Annotated in this window: 12 protein-coding genes; 8 read left to right on the top strand and 4 right to left on the bottom strand. The window is 42.8% G+C overall.

Translation table 11 applies throughout. From position 1 onward, the window contains the following. Positions 1 to 71: 71 nt before the first annotated feature. Entirely contained in the window at positions 72 to 4,193 is a 4,122-nt protein-coding gene (locus CAL7507_RS33100) for a DNA-directed RNA polymerase subunit beta'' (protein WP_015129316.1), read from the top strand. Between the two features lie 298 nt (positions 4,194 to 4,491). On the opposite strand, the gene CAL7507_RS14960 is transcribed toward CAL7507_RS33100, so the two are convergent. Both CAL7507_RS14960 and CAL7507_RS14955 read right to left on the bottom strand, forming a co-directional pair. After that, complete coding sequence (locus CAL7507_RS14960; RefSeq protein ID WP_236556769.1) at positions 4,492 to 4,692, bottom strand: hypothetical protein; 201 nt, start codon at positions 4,690 to 4,692, stop codon at positions 4,492 to 4,494. A 352-nt stretch (positions 4,693 to 5,044) separates the two neighbouring features. Further along, positions 5,045 to 6,628 (bottom strand): cellulase family glycosylhydrolase, encoded by a 1,584-nt coding sequence (locus tag CAL7507_RS14955; RefSeq protein ID WP_015129313.1) that lies wholly within the window; start codon positions 6,626 to 6,628, stop codon positions 5,045 to 5,047. 576 nt (positions 6,629 to 7,204) lie between these two features. Here CAL7507_RS14955 and CAL7507_RS14950 point away from each other — a divergent pair. Next, positions 7,205 to 8,035, top strand: a complete 831-nt coding sequence (locus CAL7507_RS14950) for a hypothetical protein (RefSeq protein WP_015129312.1) — start codon at positions 7,205 to 7,207, stop codon at positions 8,033 to 8,035. Positions 8,036 to 8,453: 418 nt separating this feature from the next. On the opposite strand, the gene CAL7507_RS14945 is transcribed toward CAL7507_RS14950, so the two are convergent. Beyond that, positions 8,454 to 9,239: a hypothetical protein gene (locus tag CAL7507_RS14945; protein WP_015129311.1), complete on the bottom strand. Its 786-nt coding sequence runs from the start codon at positions 9,237 to 9,239 to the stop codon at positions 8,454 to 8,456. Positions 9,240 to 9,455: 216 nt separating this feature from the next. On the opposite strand from CAL7507_RS14945, the gene CAL7507_RS14940 reads away from it, so the two are divergent. The 5 genes from CAL7507_RS14940 (at position 9,456) to bcsA (ending at position 20,375) form a co-directional block, all read left to right on the top strand. Further along, entirely contained in the window at positions 9,456 to 11,174 is a 1,719-nt protein-coding gene (locus CAL7507_RS14940) for a carbohydrate porin (protein WP_015129310.1), read from the top strand. Then, positions 11,171 to 13,522 carry a tetratricopeptide repeat protein gene (locus tag CAL7507_RS14935; protein ID WP_015129309.1) on the top strand — a complete coding sequence of 784 codons (2,352 nt, stop codon included), beginning with the start codon at positions 11,171 to 11,173 and terminating at the stop codon, positions 13,520 to 13,522. The genes CAL7507_RS14940 and CAL7507_RS14935 overlap by 4 nt, the downstream gene beginning before the upstream one ends. Positions 13,523 to 13,714: 192 nt before the next feature. Further along, positions 13,715 to 14,977 (top strand): glycosyl hydrolase family 8, encoded by a 1,263-nt coding sequence (locus tag CAL7507_RS14930; protein WP_015129308.1) that lies wholly within the window; start codon positions 13,715 to 13,717, stop codon positions 14,975 to 14,977. A gap of 147 nt (positions 14,978 to 15,124) precedes the next feature. Next, entirely contained in the window at positions 15,125 to 17,485 is a 2,361-nt protein-coding gene (locus tag CAL7507_RS14925; RefSeq protein ID WP_015129307.1) for a cellulose biosynthesis cyclic di-GMP-binding regulatory protein BcsB, read from the top strand. Positions 17,486 to 17,762: 277 nt separating this feature from the next. Further along, positions 17,763 to 20,375: a UDP-forming cellulose synthase catalytic subunit gene (gene bcsA, locus CAL7507_RS14920; protein WP_015129306.1), complete on the top strand. Its 2,613-nt coding sequence runs from the start codon at positions 17,763 to 17,765 to the stop codon at positions 20,373 to 20,375. A gap of 175 nt (positions 20,376 to 20,550) precedes the next feature. Here bcsA and CAL7507_RS14915 read toward each other — a convergent pair whose 3' ends face one another. Continuing rightward, positions 20,551 to 21,471: a DUF4351 domain-containing protein gene (locus CAL7507_RS14915; RefSeq protein WP_015129305.1), complete on the bottom strand. Its 921-nt coding sequence runs from the start codon at positions 21,469 to 21,471 to the stop codon at positions 20,551 to 20,553. Positions 21,472 to 21,996: 525 nt separating this feature from the next. Between CAL7507_RS14915 and CAL7507_RS14910 the strand changes: the two genes are divergently transcribed. After that, the gene (locus CAL7507_RS14910) at positions 21,997 to 22,323 is read left to right on the top strand and encodes a hypothetical protein (RefSeq protein WP_015129304.1); all 327 of its coding nucleotides are present in this window, start codon (positions 21,997 to 21,999) and stop codon (positions 22,321 to 22,323) included. Positions 22,324 to 22,341 lie beyond the last annotated feature (18 nt).

Raw genomic sequence — 22,341 nt, 5'->3', positions numbered from 1 at the left:
TTTTGTTAATTACAAATGACAAATGACTAATAACTCATGACTATTGACTAAGGAATAAGGACTAATAACTAATGACTAACGAAAACACTATTTTTCGGAATCGCGTAGTTGATAAAGGTCAACTGAGAAATTTAATTTATTGGTCTTTTACCAATTACGGCACGGCACGTACTGCAGTGATGGCGGATAAGTTGAAAGACTTGGGATTTCGCTATGCTACGAAAGCCGGAGTTTCTATTAGTGTAGATGATTTGATGGTGCCACCGTCCAAGCGATCGCTCCTCGAAGCCGCAGAAGAAGAAATTCGTGCTACCGAGGCTCGTTACCAACGCGGGGAAATTACGGAAGTGGAACGCTTCCAGAAGGTAATTGATACATGGAACGGTACTAGTGAAGCCCTCAAAGACGAAGTTGTCACCCACTTTAAACAAACAGATCCCCTCAACTCCGTTTACATGATGGCATTTTCTGGAGCTAGAGGAAACATCTCCCAAGTCCGGCAGTTAGTGGGGATGCGGGGATTGATGGCAGATCCCCAAGGGGAAATTATTGACTTGCCCATCAAAACCAACTTCCGTGAAGGACTCACCGTTACAGAATATATCATCTCGTCCTATGGTGCGAGAAAAGGATTGGTAGATACCGCCTTGCGGACTGCTGACTCTGGTTACCTCACCCGCCGTCTGGTGGACGTATCACAGGATGTGATTATCCGAGAATTTGACTGCGGTACTACTAGAGGAATTCCTCTCCGGGCGATGGTAGAAGGCTCGAAAACTAAGATTCCTCTAGCTACCCGCCTATTAGGAAGAGTAGTTAATGAAGATGTAGTCCATCCGACGACAGGAGAAATTTTAGCAGCACGCAATAGCCCCGTATCTGATGAATTAGCGATAAAAATTCAAAAATCTGGGGTGACTGAAGTCGTAGTCCGTTCTCCCCTGACTTGCGAAGCAGCCCGTTCAGTGTGTCAGCATTGCTATGGTTGGAGTTTGGCTCACGCCAAAATGGTAGATTTGGGAGAAGCAGTCGGTATTATTGCTGCCCAGAGTATCGGTGAACCCGGTACTCAGTTAACCATGCGGACATTCCACACTGGTGGTGTGTTTACAGGGGAAGTCGCCCAACAAGTGCGCTCTAAAATAGATGGCACAATCAAAACTCCTCGCAAACTGAAGATCAGACCCTATCGTACCCGTCACGGTGAAGACGCGCTGTTTGTTGAAGCTAACGGTATCCTCATTTTGGAGCCAAAAAAAGTAGGTCCTGAAACCCCACCACCGCAAGAGATTCATTTGACTCAAGGTTCAACATTATATGTATTTGATGGGCAGCAAGTAAAACAAGGTCAATTACTGGCAGAAGTTGCTCTTGGTGGACGTACAACCCGTGCCAACACAGAAAAAGCGGTGAAAGATGTCGCCTCTGACTTGGCAGGGGAAGTCCAGTTTGCTGATGTTGTCCCAGAACAAAAGACAGACCGTCAAGGAAATACAACTACCACCGCAGCACGGGGTGGTTTGATTTGGATTCTGTCAGGGGAAGTATATAACTTGCCCCCTGGTGCAGAATTGGTGGTAAATAATGGTGATGCGATCGCATCTAATGGTGTATTAGCAGAAACCAAATTAACTACCGTACACGGTGGTGTAGTTCGCCTACCAGAAGCTACCCCAGGTAAGAGTACTAGGGAAATTGAGATTATCACTGCCTCTGTAGTCCTAGACCAAGCCACAGTCACCGTTCAAAGCTCCCAAGGGCGCAACAACTACTTAGTTTCCACGGGCAATAACCAGGTATTTAACCTCAGAGCTACTCCAGGCACAAAAGTGCAAAATGGTCAAGTGGTAGCTGAATTAATTGATGACCGCTACCGCACCACCACTGGCGGATTCCTGAAATTCGCAGGTGTAGAAGTCCAGAAAAAAGGTAAAGCCAAGCTGGGTTATGAAGTGGTTCAGGGAGGCACACTGTTGTGGATTCCTGAAGAAAGCCACGAAGTTAACAAAGATATCTCCTTGCTATTAGTTGAAGACGGACAGTTTGTCGAAGCTGGCACCGAAGTAGTTAAGGATATCTTCTGCCAAAATAGCGGTGTGGTAGAAGTCACCCAGAAAAACGACATTCTCCGGGAAGTAGTGATTAAGCCAGGGGAACTGCTGATGGTAGACGACCCTGAAGCAGTACTAGGACGAGATAATACCTTTATTCAACCGGGTGAAGAATTCCAAGGCACTGTAGCCACCGAATTGCGCTACATCCAGTATGTAGAGTCACCAGAAGGGCCAGCCCTGTTGAGCCGTCCTGTAGTTGAATTTGCAGTTCCCAGCAATCCAGATGTGCCATCTACTACATCTGTCAGCCAACAAACTGGACGCTCCATTCAATTGCGAGCAGTACAACGCCTGCCTTATAAGGATTCTGAACGTGTCAAGTCCGTAGAAGGTGTGGAACTACTGCGTACCCAGCTAGTATTAGAAATTGAGCAGGAAGGTGAACAAGACCACAACACCTCTCCCCTCGCAGCGGATATTGAATTAGTACCTGATCTGGAAGACCCAGAAGTACAGCGCTTACAGCTAGTGATTTTGGAGTCTTTGGTAATTCGCCGAGATATTTCTGCTGATGCTACCCAAGGTAGTACCCAAACAACTTTAGAAGTACAAGATGGGCTAACTATTGCGCCGGGTGCTGTAGTCGCCCGTACCCAAATCTTGTGTAAAGAAGGAGGTATTGTCCGGGGAGTACAAAAAGGTAGCGAAAATGTACGTCGTTGTCTAGTGTTGCGCCATAGTGACATGATGACAATGAATACTACCGTCCAGCCCAAGTTGAAGGCAGGTAATTTACTGGTAGAAGGAACAGAAATAGCTCCTGGAGTCTTTTCTGAAGAATCCGGACAAGTCGTGGAAATTAAAAATACCACTGCTGGGTCTGCTGCAGGTGAGGCAGTCGGAGTCTTGGCGGTTCCCGTCGGGTCCGAACTGCCGAACCCGAAGGGTGAATCAGCGCTGAGTACTCCACAATACACAATAAAAATCCGCATCGGTCGTCCTTATCGAGTCAGCCCTGGTGCTGTGTTGCAGATAGAAGACGGCGACTTAGTGCAACGGGGTGATAATTTGGTGTTGTTGGTGTTTGAACGTGCCAAAACCGGAGACATTATTCAGGGTTTGCCTCGAATTGAGGAACTACTAGAAGCTCGGAAGCCCAAAGAGGCATGTATCCTAGGTCGTCGCGCTGGAGAGGTAAAAGTAGTTTATGGTGATGGCGATGAAGCGATCGCTATTAAAGTAGTAGAAACCAACGGAGTTGTCACAGACTATCCCCTCGGACCCGGACAAAATTTAGTCGTGACAGACGGTTCCCATGTATTAGCAGGACAACCCTTAAGCGATGGGCCTTCCAATCCCCATGAAATTTTGGAAATCTTCTTTAGCTTAGGCTCAGAAGACGGAATTTATGCTTGTGCTAGCCATGCCTTGCAGAAAGTACAAACATTCCTGGTAAACGAAGTGCAATTAGTGTATCAGTCCCAAGGGATTGATATTGCCGATAAACACATAGAAGTAATTGTGCGCCAAATGACCAACAAAGTCAGGATTGATGATGGTGGCGACACCACCATGCTTCCTGGTGAATTGGTGGAATTGCGCCAGGTTGAGCAGGTGAATGAAGCAATGGCCATTACTGGCGGTGCGAGGGCACAGTATACCCCCGTATTGTTAGGGATAACTAAAGCATCATTGAACACCGATAGCTTTATTTCTGCTGCTTCCTTCCAAGAAACCACCAGAGTCCTAACTGAAGCTGCTATTGAAGGCAAATCCGATTGGTTACGTGGGTTAAAAGAAAACGTCATTATCGGCCGATTGATTCCTGCTGGAACTGGGTATAACGCCTATGAAGAAACAGGAGCGATCGATGAGTATGCTGCACTGGAAAGCACAAGCCTCTTAGATGAAGCCGATGATCCCCTGGATATGGTGCTAGATGACCGCACAGCTCGCACCTACAATTTAGATTCTCCTTCTCTTGTAGAATCTCCATTTGGTACTAGACGTACAGAAAGGTCAATTATAGATGATGAAGATGAATTAATTGCTGATGAAATCACAGACCTGGTAGTAGTAGAAGAAGACGACGACGAAGATGATTACGAAGACGACGACGAAGACGATTACGAAGAATAAAGCTAAAACTTGATAGCTGAAAAGGCAAAGGAATATGATCCTTTGCCTTTTTATTTTTGGTAAAGTCTTATAGCGCTTCCCATTCAGATGAAGTACAGAATTATATCACGCTGTGTAGGGGCACGGCAGTGCCGTGCCCTTACCGATGTACATCACTAGGTTGAGAAACGCTATATAGCAGTGGACAAGTATATTAAACTGAAGTTCCCTCATTCAGATATCGAGGCTAAATCATGAGTGAGAAAAATTAATTTTTGGTACTAGGAAAATGTGAAACATTGAAATCGATGGTATTAGCTTAACCTTTTCGCTTCTCTTCCAACTTCTTAAGGTGTTCTTGAATCGCTACTTCCATGATGGCGATGTTCTCAGGTGTGTCTGGAACCGGGTATAAATCAGTATTTTCAGAAATCGCTTCGAGGCGATCGGCAAGTTTGTAAAATGCCTCGTCGTCATTTCGATGTAACAGTAAGTAAGCTCGCAATTGGGCTATGTTCATAGTGTCAAAATCTGGTTTCATCTAAACCTCCACTTGCCATCACGGTAAATTACAACTTGCAAATCTTCACCTGCAAAGATATACACAATACCTGTACGCTCATCAAAACGTACCAGTTCTAAGGAACGATAAAAGTTCGTTAGATATTGACAAACTCTGATACAAGATTTTTCTTGTTCGCCTGTTGGTAAAATTACCTTATCCTCAAAACACCACTACTTCTATTTTAGGGAACTTAGGGTTATGGGGCGATCGCAACCTACCAACGGACTGTCTACCAATTTCGCTCAGAATGACTGCCTTTAAGTTAAGTTGACACGTGTGAACATTGTTTTCCCCTTACTGGTGTACTTTATTTATCTGAAAACCGCTGTAATTCTACGTTTTGAATCTGATAATCCAAACCAAGCTTATTAGCGCAAAAACCTATATCTCGTGATTGATTTGGCTCAATCACAACCCCCCAATCCAATGGAGTCACAATATACTGCGTTGCTCCTTGTTGTGTGAAATTACCATTCCAAGATTTATTAATTTTCGCCTCATTCATCTTAAATTTCAGTCGCCAATTACTAACCTTAGTATTGCTGGCATTGCTAATTTTCAAGCTAGCACAAAATCCCGTTTCCCAATTGGCATAGATGTCAGTAGTTACTTGTAGTTGAATAGTGGTGTCAGAAGATGGGGAGATAGAAGAATTATTAGGTTTATCTGTCTGGGGAACTGATGCAGATGGCAATAATTGGGATAATAATTGCTGCTTTGGTAAATCATAACTCTGCCAATCATCTAACAAGATACCACCCGTATCGGCACTATTAGGATTCCAACTCCAATATGCAAAGCTTAAATTATTATTTTTAATGTATTTGACAAACTCATTTTGCCAAATACCTTCTTTAGAAATTGTGTCTACTTGTCGTCCACCAAATTCCCCAATTAAGATAGGGGCAATTTTCTGGCTAGAAATATAGTTAAATCCTATTTCCCAACGACTAATCAAATTTTTGGGAAAGCCGGGTTCTGAAAAATAGGGCTGATTATATACCCCAGAACCGTACTCGTGGGGAGAATAGACTAGCTTATTACGGCGAGATAAACGTACTGGGTAGCGCTTCACACCCTCCAAATTACCACCTTGCCAATGCTGCTTGAGTTTTTGACCAGGGACATTTTTTTCCACACCTTCGACAACAATCAGCCAGTTAGGGTTGACACGAAGAATAGCATTACCCGCACGTTCTGCTGCCAATCGCCAGTCAGTAGCTAAATTATTAGTTCCCCAGCTAGCTTGCCCGTGCGGTTCATTTTTTAAGTCTGCACCGATCACATTAGCTTGATTCTTATACCTTTGAGCTAACATTGTCCAGGTATCAATCCAGTCTTCTTCTGTAAAACCGTCTCCATACCATAATTCAGGAATGCGCTGTTCGTTAAGACGGTGGCTGTCAAGTAGGATCAATAATCCCTGACGAGCAGCTTCTTGAATAATTAAATCCATGACTTCCAAGGGAGTCTTACCTTGGAGTTCGGAGTTGCTACTAATGCTAAAGTCTATACCACTGATGTTGGGCGATTGCACTCCAGCTACAGAATAAGGCAACCGGATCAAGTTATACCCTAGCTTCTTAATATCAGCCAGCATTTCCTTATAATCTCGTTTCCACAGTCCGTGGGGGGCGTGTAACTCAGTTTCCATCCCAAACCAATTGACACCTCTAAGCAGCACTACCTGACCTTCAGCGTCTACAATTTTTGCACCAAGAGTCGAAAGTGGTAACTGCATCGTCATTGCAGCACTTGCCACATCTATCTGTCTATTGATAGGTAATCTGGTCATAACTCCCACCAACAATACTACTGAAGTCACGAAAAATAGGAAAAACTTTTCGAGAGACCTCAATTTTCTTGGTTTATTTTTAAGCGAATATGGCATATTCTCATTACCTTGTGTAAGGGACAATATCTCTCGTTAATTAATAGACGTATCAAGATTTTTTTTCTAAGTATAGTTTTTATAAAGACTTTTTACATAATTGATAAATTTTCCAAAAAGCTAACAATTGCTTTCATCGGCAGCAACCGTAATCATGCTGAAAATAAATTTATTTACCTGATTTTTTTATTTTAAATTTAGCAATTAACAAAGTTAATTTACTTACCATCATAGAGTGATATTTAGTGCATAATGTTCCCTTGGTAGTGTAATTTATATGAAATTAAGAGCCTAAAGTGTATATACATCAAAGATTATAGACTTCTACGTATAGATAATATTTGTTTTTATACTACGTCAGTAGGTTTTTAAATTTACAAAAAGTTTAATCATTTTTCCGAGTTCTTCATGACTTTTCTATTGCAGATCGTACGCAGAGAGCATAACTTAGATAGTATGCAGTACAAAAAAATACTAACCGCTGAAAAGCGATAAAAGCTAGATGTTGTCAGCGGTAACTAGCCATGCTGCAATTAATCCATTATCTTTTTCCCACAACTAATCCAACTTTTAAATATGTCCCTCTCTGCACTGCAAAAATTCTTTCTCCCACCCATTATCGCTTCTATCGGTGTGTTTTCAGCAATGTCATTTCCTCTTGCCGCACTAGGCGACAAGCAAATTACTATCAAATTCCAAGAAGAACCGATTTTTTACGGCAAAATGAGAGATGTTGCTATTCCTTACGTAGTATTAACAACTGTACTTAGTATAGGAACCGGAGTTGCAGCAGGTGCTGTTTGTGGTTGGCGTCATTCTTCTCGAAAATCAGTGAAATTCCAGCAAGAATTATTTAGCCTAGAGCAAAACCTACAAGAAAAAGAAACACTACTGAAAGAACTCAAACTCTCTGAGTCTCGGCTACAAGTTTCTGGACTCAAGGCATTTTTGGATGATGAAATTCCTTGGCAGCCAACTCCTATTTCTCACACATTACCCATAGCTGAATCTCAAACTCTTAAAGTTCAAACTCCAGCACCAATATATGAACAGCCAGTCAATGCTGTTCCACATATTGCGACTCAAGAAAATATAAATAAACCAGTCAGAACTACTGCTGCTAGTTCTTCTGGGTTTGCATCTGCTCAAACATTCCACGGCTACGCGCAAACAAATGTAAATAGCGTAAAAGAATATATTTCACCACCTGAAGCAAATCAAATAACAATCACACCATCTGAGTTTGAAGAATTACAAAAACAACTCCGAGAAATGATGTTTCAAATGCAAGCAATGCAGGATAATCTGCGAGTAGTACCCCAAGCCACAAATACTGAAGAAAAAGCCACAGATAGATTTCAGGTATACTACGATACTGTAAATCGCAATGAGGTTAAGATTCGATAAATTAAAGAGAACTCAATAGCTCAAAGCCTTTCAGAGTTTAGCTTTTCATCTTTTGACTATAAAACTTAGTTACTGTTAATTTGTAGTTAATTTGTAGGGTGGGTTATGCCGTAGGCTAACGCACCTTTTTGATTAGCCATAGCCGATTAAATTTAAATTTCATAATTTTTATGTTTTGCAATATATAAAATTAAATTGTTAAATAAATTGTTTACACCATCTAACTGAACATAATAAAGTTCCTATAAAAAGTTATTTGGTAATGGCGTGACAAAGCTAAAATGGTGTATCAATTCAATCAAATGAACCACCCATAAAAGATAATCTCGTTCAATTGCGAAGTAGGGGCACGGCACTAGTAAGATTATCGGATCGTCGAAAAGATTGAGGATGCCGTGCCCGTACAATGTATTTTTGGTTAACGCAAAAACTCGGATGGAGCTAGGGAAGCATTAGTCTGTCTGGATGTAGCTGATGGAATGAAAGTAGTTTTGGAAGCTATGGGTGCCGGTGGGATTTGATATCGGTTTCCCCAACCACCATTAATATCACCAGATTCTGGACGAGGTGCGGTTGTTTTCCCCTCAGGTAGGGGTATCAATAAAGTTTGACTTGCTTGTACATATTTTTCGCCTTCATTAGTAAAACGAACTAATTTACCGTCCAGCTGTTGATTCTCTAGCTTTTGTTTTTCCGCCTTCTGCTTCGCGGACTGTTCCCATTGACTTGCTGGATCGAAAATAGCAATAAATGTCACACCACTTTCTGGTGTCAGTCCTATCTGTGCGTTATTCGGTTGCCAGACTTCTTGAAGTCTACCATCAGCAGAAACTTGCCACAGATTCAAATCAGTCTGCCATTTTCCTTCTTTTACTTCCACAATTTGGCGAGCCAGGATTGAACGTTTAGTATCAACATTAGAGTCCGACAACGCCCCTTCTTGTCCTGCTGTTGGACGTAAATAGCGAACCGCCTCTACAGTAATCCGGCTAGATTCCGGTAGATTTGTACTACCAGTGATATTGTATACACTATTGCTAGCTACGGACTGGACATTTTTGATCTCTAGCTGCACTTCTTCTTGTACTTTTTGAACACAGCCATAACTCACAGACAACAGTATTAAAGAGATTACTGTTTGAGGAGAAGCTATAGTAAGGCTTTTGAAAATTTGCCAAAAAGACCGGTAATTAAGATTATTCATGTAAAAACTAGGTTTTTATATTTGATTAAAACCGATAACAAGCGTTTTTATTTATTCTGCCCAATTTCAACTCAAAACTAACAGACTTTATCAACTTTTAATGTAGTTTTTTATTAATCAGAAAATCTATACGTTCTAGATGATCATACTCATTTTATTTGCTAAAGTGGCAACATCTTGCAACGTAAAGACTTATTCGTTAATTCACTTAGGCTAATGTGCCAACAAGTATCAGATTGTCATAAATTTACTGATCCAAAACACTCCCAGAAAGTGTATTTGCTGCTTGGTACTGTCGCATCTGCGATTTTCTGGGCAATGGTGATGAGTGAGGCGTCATCAGCTCAAGTAATTCCTGCTGAAGAAGCTAGCAACTTCCAGATTGGCAGTGTAGACCCACTACCAGTCCCTCAATCTTCTGTACCCGCAGGTAAAAAGATGTTGGGGTTGCAGACAGTACCGCCTCCACCCACAGCGACTGGTATCGCACCGATCGCTAATCCAATATCTATATCTGTACAGCAGCAACCACGAAGTGATCTCAAACTGCAGGAGAGTAACTTTATTCAGCAGCAGGTGACGAAAAAAGCTCCACAGGCACTACCTCGTGCTGTTGCGCCACAAATTCAGAAACAAACAAACATTCCCTTGATAGCCGTAGGTGGAGAGGCTGCAGATGAAAATTTCTCTAGTCTCAATTTGGGACTAATAGGACAGGGAAACAACCCCCAGGAACAAATTAACTCCAACATAGCCCCATTACCACCACTTCCTGGTGCGACTGCAACCCAAGAATTTACAGCACCTTTACCTCCAACAGCGACTTTTAACCAACTACTCAACTCTCCAGAAGTTGCAAACCCATCATTCTCTAGTGCAATTCCCACTCTGGTTCCTGCAAGACAATTACAACCGACAGTTATTCAGCAGCGCCCCCTAACCAACAGTAGTGCTTTAAAAGAACCTTATTTACAATTCCAAGGAGTCTATGTTACTCAGGGTGGTGAGTCCTCAGCACGGGCTCGAGTTACGGGAGTTTATCCCATTTCTCCTCAAGCTTTAGTTGGGGCGACTATAGATTTAACGAGTAAAAACAGTAGTTTTGATGATTCTCGACGGGAAGGTTTAAATATCAACGAACTGTATTTGGCGACTTCAATAGCCGGAGTGCCAAATCTCAGGTTTGTTATTGGTCAGATGGATTTAACATCTTATTTTGACCGCAACAGTTTTGCTAAAGATGGGGCTAGTCAATTTTTTAATTCGGTGTTTCAAACCAACCCAGCACTAGCAGCGACAGGGATTGCTTCTCGTACTGGTTTGTTAGTCAATTGGAGTGTCACCGATAATATTGAAGCGAAAGCAGCAGTCTTTTCATCAGCAGATAGAATTGGGGATTTTTCCTTAGATGGATTTGCTGGAGAAATCGGAATTCGTTACGGTAATGCCATTATTCGTGGTACTTATGCCAGCGATCGCGATGGTGGGAGCCGTGATAGCTTTGCAGAAAGCTTTAGTATTGCTAGGGGAAATAATCAATTTGGGCCTGTAAAGACTGATCGTGAAGAAGCATACGGTCTAAACGCCGAAGTTTTCATTCCTAACCTCAAGTTAGGTCTGTTTGGACGCTATGGTAAGTACGAAAATCGTGACTTAGGACTGGGCGCAGATACTTACGCCTTCGGAGCCAGTTTCTTGGATTTATTAACCCCAAATGACCGCTTGGGTTTAGCTTATGGACGCGGTCTTTCAAACGACAGCCTGCGTCGTGGCGTTAGTCCAGATGTGCTGGAACTATTTTATGATTTTCAATTTCTTCCGAATCTGCGGCTAGGTTTTACAGTTCAAGGACGTGATGATTTTTCAGAAACGGTGGTTGGTGTCAGGGTGAAATCAGAATTTGATGTGACTCCAAGAGGCAGAGGTGGTCAATGAGTCGAAACAAAAAATGCCAAAGGTCAAAGGCAAAAGTTAAGATACAACATCTTTCTCTGTTTACTTTTTCATTTTTGCTTTTTACTTCTTCATTAGCTCTGCTACCTCTGGGAAATATTGCCCCAGTGCAAGCACAGAATCAACCAGCAGGAGTACAAAAGGGTTTTGCATTGTTAAAAAAAGGGTTGGTAAATGATGCCATTACTGCCTTTGGGCAAGCCCTGAAGAGTCAACCCCAATCTTTGCAAGCCAGGTTAGGATTAGCGATCGCCTATCGTCGCGCAGGACGTATTCCCGAAGCCTGGAGTGCCTATCAACAGGTACTTGCAGTAGACCCTAACAATCAATTAGCGCTGAAAACGATTGGTTTATTGGGTACTTATAAGACTGAGTGGAACCAACAGGGAATTACGGCGTTAACCACTTTATTGCAGTTGAATCCTAATGACTCAGAAGCTCGTGGTTATCGCGCTCAACTATACTCCTACCAAGGACGGTTGACGGAATCTTTAGCAGATTACCAAATCGTTTTGAACAACAATCCCCCACCAGATGCAGTCATTGGTGCGGCTCAAGCTTATAGCTATGGTGGTGATTTCGCCAAAGCACTGGAATTGTTTAATCGTTACCAAACAAGTGGAAAACCTATCGAAGGATATGCCGCTGTAGCTTACGGTCGTACTTTACGTGAAACTGGTAATTCAGCGGGATCTGTACAAGTTTTAGAAGCGCAGTTGCAGCGTTCAAGAACACTTGACAAAGTAGCGATTGAGACTCGTAAGGAACTGGCTATTTCCTATCTTGCCAATCAACAACAACCACAAGCCTTAGCGGTATTAGATCCATTACAAGGGAGAGCCGATGCAACTTTACCCTTAGCGCGATCGCTCAATGAAATTCGCAAGCGTACCAACAATCCCACTTTGGCGCAGCAAGTTGTGAATCTTTACCGTCAAGCACTGACAACAACTCCCAACCCCTCCCCCACACTCCTGAGAGAAGTAGCTGATGTCTTCACTGCCTTTCCCCAAGGAAGGCAAACAGCCTTGCAACTATATCGACAGGCGGCTTCACAGTCTCCTAATGATCAAAGTCTGCTGGTGCGACAATTAGCCTTGGAAAGTCGTTTAGGAACGCTGTCTAAAAAAGACTTAAGACAACGTTTGGCGACAATACTACAACCCCTACCTACAGACCGTGTTCAGCTGCAACAACTTGCGGATGCCTTGGCGACTATTGATGTTCCTGACCCGGAATTATTACCCGTATACCAATATATTTTGCAAACAGGAGTCAATGTCCCATTCTTGCATTTCCGGGTTGCTCAGATATATGTGCAGCGCAATGAGCTAAATAAAGGTAGACAGTCTTTAGCAGCATACACTGCTAGTCCCAAAGGTGCTAAAGATTTGACTGCTCAGTTATTAGCCGCAGAAATCGAGCGGCGTGAAGGGAGTCTAGAAGCTAGTACACAGCGTTACCAAGCCATACTCAACAACAAACCAGATAACGATATTATTGACGCTGCTTTGGGTGGATTGGCTGGGGTACGAGTGCAACAAAAGCGCTTTGACGAGGCTTTGGCAGTTTATGACCAGTTAATAACTCGTAGTCCGCAGAATTCAGCAACTCAATTAGGGCGTGCGAGTATCGCCTATCAAGCCAAGCGAATTTCCCAACCAGAAGCAGAGGCGGTGCTGAACAATTGGTTAGCAACACAACCTGCAACTAATACCCCCCCAGAACTATACAGTTTAGTGGCAGCACTACCTATCGATCCCCAAAAGGAAGCTCTATATAATTATTTGGTGCAGGTTGACCCTAGCTCGATTCCCATGCAAATACGCTTAGTACAGGCGTTAGCAAAACGCAATCCAGCACAAGCACAAGCACGGATGAAACAATTGATTGCGCGCATTCCCAAAAACTCTGATTCATATCAATTGCAGGCAGAATTAGCCAGGTCTGTAGGCAATTTGGATCTAGCTAGCAATGCCTATCAGAGTATTTTAGTGCAACAACCAGATAATATCGATGCTCTGGCTGCTTTGGGAGGAATTCGCTTTGAACAACGACGCTTTGAGTCAGCACAGGAAATTTATACTCAAGTATTAGCACAAAAGCCCGAAGACCAAGGAGCAAAGCGCGCCCTAGCTGGATTGAGTGCAATTTTCGATCAACCATTGACAGCATTGTCACAACTAGAAAAATTGCAACTAGAAGCGATCGCCCAAGGAACAACCGATAGTGAAGTGTATCGCCAGATGCAGCAAATTCAAGAAGACTTTCTACTAAGGCGAGGTTTTCAACCCGCTTGGGAAGACTATCAACGTAGAGGTCGAAATTAGCGATCGCCCAAATTTCTTCATCAAGTTAATTCTAAATACCTACAAGGGAACAATATTAGTGATTGGGCAGGAGACAGCAGGATGGATTCTTCATTGTGAATACTTCTACAAGCTCAGTACAAGTTTTGAATTGATTTGTCTCCCTCATCCCCCTTATCCCTAGTCCCCAATCCCCAATCCCCAGTCCCCAAGATGCGGTATCTCCCAAAAGTGGCGATTATTGCCAGCCTGATCAATCTCTATGCATGTGTTTCTGGTTATTCAGTCGATCCTAAAACACTGAATAATCAGACTCCCGTACCAAACGTCACTACTCCTGGTAGTGGTGAAAATTTGTCGGTATTTTTGGCGGCTCTACCCCAATCTACCCCAAATCGGGACTTACTAGCCGAAAGCTGGGACAGCTACCGACGGAGATTTATCCAAAGTGATGGGCGGGTAATTGACTTTGAAGCGAGCGATCGCTCAACTAGTGAAGGTCAAGCCTATGCCATGCTGCGTTCTGTACTTATTGATGACCCCGAAACTTTTGCCAAAACTTTAAAGTGGTCTGAAAATAATCTCTTTCGACAACAGAATGGCAAACGCACAGACAGTCTATGGGCTTGGAAATGGGGAAAAAAGCCAGATGGTAATTGGGGTGTCATCGATAGCAACTTCGCTAGCGATGGTGATATCGATGCGATTACTGCCCTGATTTTGGCTTCACGCCGCTGGAATCGTCCTGAATACTTGGAATTGGCAAAAACAAAACTACAGGATTTATGGAACCTTTCCAGCGCCCCAGGATACGGAGGTAAGCGCTATCTTCTACCAGGACCGAAAGCAGCATTTATTCCTAATGAATCCACCCTTTACCTCAATCCCTCATATCTCGCACCTTATGCTTTTCGCATATTTGCACAAGTTGATCCCGCCCGTGAATGGTTGAGTTTAGTTGATACCAGTTACGAAATCCTGGAAAATTCGACGCGGCTTTCTACCGTTGGTTTGCCTAGTGATTGGGTGGCTCTAGATATCAAAACTGGTCAATTCCAAATCGTCCCCCAATCAAGCAATCTTCAGAGCTTGTATAGCTTTGACGCTTATCGAGTTTGGTGGCGTTTATCACTTGATGCCGCCTGGTTCAATTCACCACAAGCGCGGCGTTATTTGCAGCAATCGACTCAGCATCTACAAAAATTGTGGACTCAACAATCACGTTTACCAGCACGGATCGATCTCCAAGGAAAACCATTAGTAGATTATGAAGCCACATCTCAATATGCCATGTTCTATGCTGCTATGCGGTTAGTAAAACCAGCTTTAGCACAAGAACTGCTGCTAAAAAAATTACTCCCTCAATACAAACAAGGAATATGGGGTGATGACTCAGCTTATTACACCCAAAATTTAGCTTGGTTAGGGTTACTACCTCCAGACTCATTGCCCATTCAACTCATACAAGTTAATTAGCAGTTCGACTACGCTCACTGTTTAAAAAAAGTTTTTGTTGTTTATAAATAAAGTGATATGAAAATTTTTGAGTTATAAAAGAACAGAGTTCTATTGAGTATTTATTCTTAATCAAAATAAGGTCATTCACAATAATCGCACTGCACTATGAAGCCGTCATTTACCATTTCTCAAACAAGTAAAAAAGTAATTCTATTGACTTCCTGCTTATTACTTTTTCCTAATTCCTTATTAAGCGCACAAGCTCAAAGCAGAGGAAATTTACAACAGCAAGATTCTCAAAAATCAGCTATTTTGTTGGCACAAGCAACAACACCTGAAAAAGATACACAAAAGCTGAAAACTCCAGCGGCATCAGCAAAAAATCTCATACCTTATACTCTAGAATTTAATCGCAGTCCGATTGTAGGCAATCGTATGCGCTTGCGGGGCGTTTATTCAGAAGGTCGCCTGGCGTTTACCCGTCCCCGTAATTGGAAACTGGATCAGGGTAAGGTGCAAGCTTTGATCCGCTTTCAACACTCACCAGCACTATATGCTAATCGCTCTAGTCTAACTATCTTAGTTAACGGTACTAGTGTAGGCAGTGTGCCACTTAACCGCAAACAGTCTCAAGTTGGTCAAGTACTGTTTAATATCCCGCCGAAGTTAGTTCAGGACTACAATGAATTGACAATTGTGGCGCAGCAAAATAACTCTTTAGAATGTAGTGATCCGAGTAGTCCAGATTTGTGGACAGAAATTTTGCCGGATTCCAAATTAGTTTTTAACTATCAACAGCAGCCCATTCCTCTCAACTTTAGCCGCTATCCCTATCCCTTTTTTGACGAACTTGGCTTAGATCCTAACCAAATTGTTTACTTGCAACCTAACCAAGTCAGTCAGGATTGGTTGACTACAGCAGCTCGCTTACAAACGACATTGGGCAGATTAGCAGATTTTCGGGCTATGAAGACGAACTTAGTGTCTGATGTAGTGGATGTGAAGCCAAGCGATCGCCTGGTAATCATCGGTACTCCTGGCGAGCAACCGGCTCTAGCTGCTTTGAAAAATTTGCCTCTAAAAGTCATCGGTTCGCAAATTCTCGATCGCAATAATAATGCCATACCTGAAGACACAGGGGTATTAATTGTCACGAAAGCCGAAAAAAGTGATGTACCAATTTTAATTGCCACTGGTAATAGCACTAAAGCAGTTGCCAAAGCGACGCAGTTTTTGGCACAGCCTGATGTCCGGAAAATGGGCACAGGTCAGGTGATTTTAGTTGATAAACTTAATGAAGCGCCAACACCTCCACCCCGAAAGTGGCCGCGTTATTTACCAGAGCAAGATGCTTTTAAACTCAGCGACATCAAAACTCAGGTGAACGGTGATCCCTTTGCTGATGTCACCGTCCGTGGTGCTGCTGCACCGCCAGTAGAAATTGATTTCCGTGCCTTACCTGATGATAGGTTTGTGCGGGGCAGTTCCATGAACCTAGTTTATAGCTATGGGCCACAGATTAACCCCAGAACCTCTGCTATAGAAGTATTACTTGATGGTGTGTTCATTGGTGGGGCGCGACTTGACTCAGAATCGGGTGTAACTCGCAAAAACCTCAAGGTAAATTTGCCGGAAAACTTGGTTAAGCCCAATTCTAAACTGCAAGTGTTTTTCCGGATGAACTCTCGGGAGCCGTTTGACAAACAAAACTGTCTCCAGCCTCCCGATCAACAACTTACAGGTACGGTGCATTCTGATACTAGCTTTGACTTGAAGCGGGAAATTTCGGCACAGCTACCAGATTTGAACCTGTTGAAGTTTGGTTTTCCGTTTGCGGCACCTCAAGATTTATCCCAAACGGCGATCGTATTGCCGCAAAATCCTTCTAAAACGGATGTGTTGACTCTGTTAGCGTTTAGCGAACGTTTAGGAAGATTGAGTCAAGCAGATTCTGTCAAATTAGATGTTTATACTCCAGATGCATTACCTGACACAGTCCGGAAGAATGACCATTTAGTAGTAATTGGTACAAGGGAAAAGTTTCCTATCCCCGAAGTATTTCAGTCTAGTGGTTTGAATTTAACTCAACCATTTTCCCGCTTATCAGCCCAGGCGGCGATTCAAACGCCCCAGGATTCCCAAGGGATGATTAAGCAAATAATTTCTCCTTGGAATAACAGTCGTGTAATTTTGGCTTTAACGGCTCAAACTGATACAGGTTTGGAACGAGTGCAACAAGTCCTCAATCAAGACCCGTGGTTTTTCCAACTGAAGAAAGATACGGTGTTAATTAGTAGCGATCAGAAAAATCCCTCTGCTTATAATCCCGACGCCTATCAACTAGAGTTTTTCCAAAGCGCCCCCTCAACTCGTCGTTTGGAAAATACAACTATCCTCAGTAAGGCATCGCGGTTTTTACAAGAAAACTGGCTATTTTTACCTCTAGGGATTGTGGGTATATCCCTTCTCCTCTATGGCATTGCTCAGTTGTATCTCAAACGCCTGACTCCTGGCGATGGGAAATGAAGAGTGCTGAGTTAAAAGTGCTGAGTGCTGAGTTAAAAGACCGCCCACAATGAGAGCGTGGTATCAACCTTCTCTCTATAAGAAGATTCCGTCCACAAGGGGCGGGGCTTTTACGCCCTGTGCGAAAGTACTGAGTACTTCTTAAATTTACTCAAAGCCTATAGGCACTCAGCACTGAGTTGGTAAATATTTAGTGATTTGAGATCCCCGACTTCTTGAAGAAGTCGGGGATCTGACCACCCTAACAAAGTCCCAAATTTAAAATTTAAGATTCAAAATGTCCTCTTCTTCATACAAACCGCCTCGTAAACAAAGCGATCGCCAAAACCTCAATTTGAGTAGCTGGCTGATTGACCTTACTCCCAGATTCTTTGACCGCACTCTCAAAAAAGCGGGTATAAAACAGTTAAAGTTGCTTTCTCTGTTGTTAGTGGTGCTTTCAATCCCGCTGATTATTACCCCGATAGAAGTATGGCAACAGGGTGTAATAGCCGTCTTTCTAGTGCTACTTGGTCAGTTAGTGATCAAAGCTGAGGATAAAGAATCTTCTGCTGATCGCAGTCAGTATTATCACTTATTTTTAGTGTGGCTAAGTTTAGTCACCACTCTCCGTTATCTGTACTACCGCACTAGCTACACCCTCAACTTTGATGGTTGGATTAACAGTACGGCTTGTGTATTATTATTTGCGGCAGAACTCTATGCCATTTTGACATTGGTGTTGGCATACTTTCAAACCCTCAAAATCAAAGAACGCCAACCAGTCAATCTTTCCGCTATTCCGGAAGCAGAATGGTTCAATGTTGATATTTATATCCCAACTTATAATGAAGACGTTGAGATTGTCCGCAAGACGGCACTAGCAGCCTTAGCGTGTGACTATAGTACTGGGAAAAAAAAGGTTTATGTCCTCGATGATGGTCGTCCAGAAAGATACAAAGAAGACGACCCACGGCGAGAAAAGTTTAGCGCTAGACGGGAAGAACTGCGGCAAATGTGCCAGGAACTCGGTTGCATACACATGACGCGGGACAATAACGACCACGCCAAGGCTGGTAATATCAACACGGCGCTGCATAAAACTGGTGGCGATTTAGTGATGATTTTGGATTGTGACCACATCCCATCACGCCAATTTATCCTACATACAGCGGGCTTCTTTTTCGACCCGAAAGTGTCGTTTGTGCAAACGCCTCACTGGTTCTATAATCCTGACCCCTTCGAGCGCAATTTGTTTACCGACGGGAGAATTCCGGTGGGTAATGAGTTGTTCTATAAGGTGCTACAAAAAGGTAACGATTTTTGGAATGCTGCCTTTTTCTGTGGTTCAGCAGCCTTAATCCGCAAATCCCATCTTCTAGAAGTTGGGGGAATTGCCGTAGAAACGGTTACGGAAGATTGTCATACAGCCCTGCGGTTGCATTCACTAGGTTATAGGTCGGTATATTACGACAAAATTATGGTGGCTGGCTTGGCGCCAGAAACGTTTTCTTCTTATGTGGGTCAACAAGTGCGCTGGGCGAGAGGAATGGCGCAAATACTGCGACTGGAAAATCCCTTTTTTAACCGGAAGTTGAAGCTGACATTAGCCCAGCGGATTTGTTATTTAAGTGCGACTTCTCACTTTTTGTATGGGTATCCTCGATTAGTATATGCAGTTGCTCCCACGCTATTTTTATTATTTGGCATTAATTCTGTCCAAGGTTTGGGTTTAGAAACCTTAGCCTATGCAATACCACACATATTGCTCTCTCTTTTTGCTAATTTCATCATCTACAAACGTGTCCGGTTCTCTTTCTGGAATGAAATCTTTGAGTTTGCAATGGCGTTCCAGGCTGGGTGGGTGACGTTATTAGCGCTGATTAACCCGAAGATGGGTTCGTTCAATGTTACTGACAAAGGGATATCTGTTACTCAGCGCACATTTGACTGGGAGTCGATGCGTGGTTTGTTAATAGTAGCGGGAGTGGTGATTTCCTCTTTACTGGCTGTCCCTTATTGGCTACTACTACGCCCTGAAGATTGGCAAGCTGTCTTAGTTAATACCATGTGGTCTGGTTTTAACTTGGTGTTACTGGTAGCTGCTTTGTTAGTTGGTTTTGAACAACCACAAGTACGTTCGGCTCACCGGTTGCAGCGATCGCTAACTGTGATTATTTCTAGCAATGACCAAGTTATCATGGGCGAGACGGTAAATATCTCCGAAACTGGTGCTTTAATTTCTTTGGAATCTTGGCCCAATTTACCAGACGAAGTAGAAATCGAAATCATGGGAGATTTCACCGCTAGCGCCTCTCTCACAGCGCGAATTATCCGCGTATCTCCTGTTAATGATACAGAAACACTGCTGGCAATTGATTTTGTCAATCCCAATCGCGCCCAACTTGATGCTCTCACACTAGTTTTATATTCTGATGTGCGGGAATGGTATTCCCAGAAGCGAGCGGATGTAGATCAACCAATGGCTTCTTTTGGATTTTTAGCTACCAGTCTCACTCGTTCCTTGCGTGACATCCAAAGAACCAACCGCAAAAAAGTCCGCAAGCAAGTTCACACTGCAAGTCAACTCTACTGGGATGGTCATCTGTTTTCTGGAGTGGCAACAGAATTAGGGGTGACAGGTTTACGCTTGGAATTAGAGGATACCAAAGCCTTATCATCTGACAAAGTTCTGGGACAACAGGACTTACACACAATGCGGACTGTCAAACCATTGGTTGGTTTGTTATTGAATCAGGATGCTGATAATCCCTCATCTAGCCGATTTGTTGCCGAAGTTGCCACAGTTGAAGAACAACCAAGCGGTAAGATAGCGATCGAGTTCCATTTTCCGGAAAAATTCAAGCAGCGCCAAGACACGAAAATTAAAGAACTTTTACAACTTCTGTAGTGCCGTAGCTTGACACACTACACTTAATTCTGGTCTTAGCCTGCTTATGCAGGCTTTTTTGTTGATAGTACTGACGCAAAACTGCACGCAGTAGGGGCAATTGATGAAAGCGATCGCCAAGTGCCTAAAATCACAGCCGACCACTTTTCAAACAACCTCTTAGCTCGACTTGAAATTAACTGTGTGCTGACAACCAGGTTGCTAAATCATCTAAACTAGAAAAATCTAACTGAGCATCTACCAAGGACTCCAACTGGGGAATCGATAAACTGATAATTCTCTGCTCTAAATCAGGAGCAATGTCCCCAAAGCGTCGCCTGAGTAACCGCAGTAGTACCTTCTTCTCTCCTTCTTGCAGTCCTTCTTGTCGTCCTTCTTGCAGTCCTTCTCGTCGCCATTCTTCCCGTTGCTTAAGATAAGCTGGTGATAAGTTCATAATCAACTCCCTTTCCTCGTCACTTACATTATCTTTCACCTCTATATTTTTGCGCCAAGAAGCTAAAATCTCTAGCAGTTGATCCCATCTAGAGCTTCCTTCTGACAGTTGAACCAACTCTTCTACAGCCTGTTTTTGCGTCCTTCCTTTCCCCAACACCCTTAACCAGAGAGTATCTTCAAGAACAGGTAACTGATTAATAGCTATAATGGCTCCTTTAAAAAATTCTGGCAGAAAATAAACCCCTTCAACCCAATTTTCTGACTCTTGAATTTTCGCTCCAAATCCGTTGAGCATTCTAGGAGAACAAGAAGGAGTTAAAATCCATAAACAGGGTAATTCACCCTCTGATAAAGAGCGTTTTTCCCTTTTCGCTTGTCGCAATAAATCTCCATGAACTGTATATAACTTTAACAAACAACTCCTAATCTCCCCTTCACTGGGAGAATTACGAAATGGTTCAAATAGACAGCTAGTTGCAGCCATTTTTGCCAATAATCCCAATTCTGATGCATTAGATGGGGATGCGCTGGGAACAAACCAAACATCTATCTCACGAACTTCGCTTTTAACATCTTTGCTGGTTTCTACCCTACCTAAAGAGCTTAACAATTCTTCTAGATATTCCTTTGCAAATTGGTCATGGGGTTGTCGAGTCATGAGATTGTGAATGCCAGCATTATTAATTTTAAATTAGGTTTCATTTTTTCATATCTGGGAATAATACTTCAACGAATGCAATCTAATTTGGAAATCAATGTGTGATATGGCTTTTAAGAATTGAGCTATTTCCGACAGCAGCCCCACTTCATCCTCCGGGCGGCGCGGGGAGTATCTCACTCCCTCTCGCTGTTCTACCAATACGTGAATCTGCTGAGACATCAACTGTGTAAGTCCCTTCGTTTGGTTGTTGGTTTAAGGATGAACGAGTCAAATTACTATATTCCAGGGTTTCAATTCGCAGTCAAAAAGCTACCTTGGGTAACTCTCTATGAATTGTGGGACTGGAGACTATCAAAGAAGTCGCACAATCTAATAAGCTGATTTAAGATGACATTTTTGCAAAAGTTGCCGATACACGCTAGAGACGTAAGTCTGTTAGCTGCTATGGAAGCATTTTGGCGATAATGTATAAAATGCTCCTCGTCTTCTATTGTCAATTAGTCGTTAAAAACCAGTGCGAAAATGCCTCTAAAAATTGTCCAGAACTTTGACAGCAGTTTCACTCTCGAGCCTAATCTGCAAGAAACTCTGTTTAAATTATTGTCAAGTGAAAATTTCTTAAGCCAAGTTGCTCAACAATTGCAAGTTGAAAAAGTTGAATTTACAAAACTGCTTTTTCAGCCAGTTCCTTATAGCTTAACTACCCCTAAAGGGATGCCAGCAGAATTTGAGCAATACCATGAATCTGACGAGTATGCGATTATCAACGTACCACCAAATTTCATGTTTAACGCTAAAATTTTTAAGCCTAGTCGCCTGTGTGCAATTTACCAAAAAATTGGTGAATAGATACTGTTGTTTTGCTAC

It is taken from the genome of Calothrix sp. PCC 7507 (genome assembly GCF_000316575.1).
Classification (GTDB): domain Bacteria; phylum Cyanobacteriota; class Cyanobacteriia; order Cyanobacteriales; family Nostocaceae; genus Fortiea.
The sequence above is the reverse complement of the archived record's forward strand: the minus strand, read 5'-3'. Positions and strand labels throughout refer to the sequence as shown.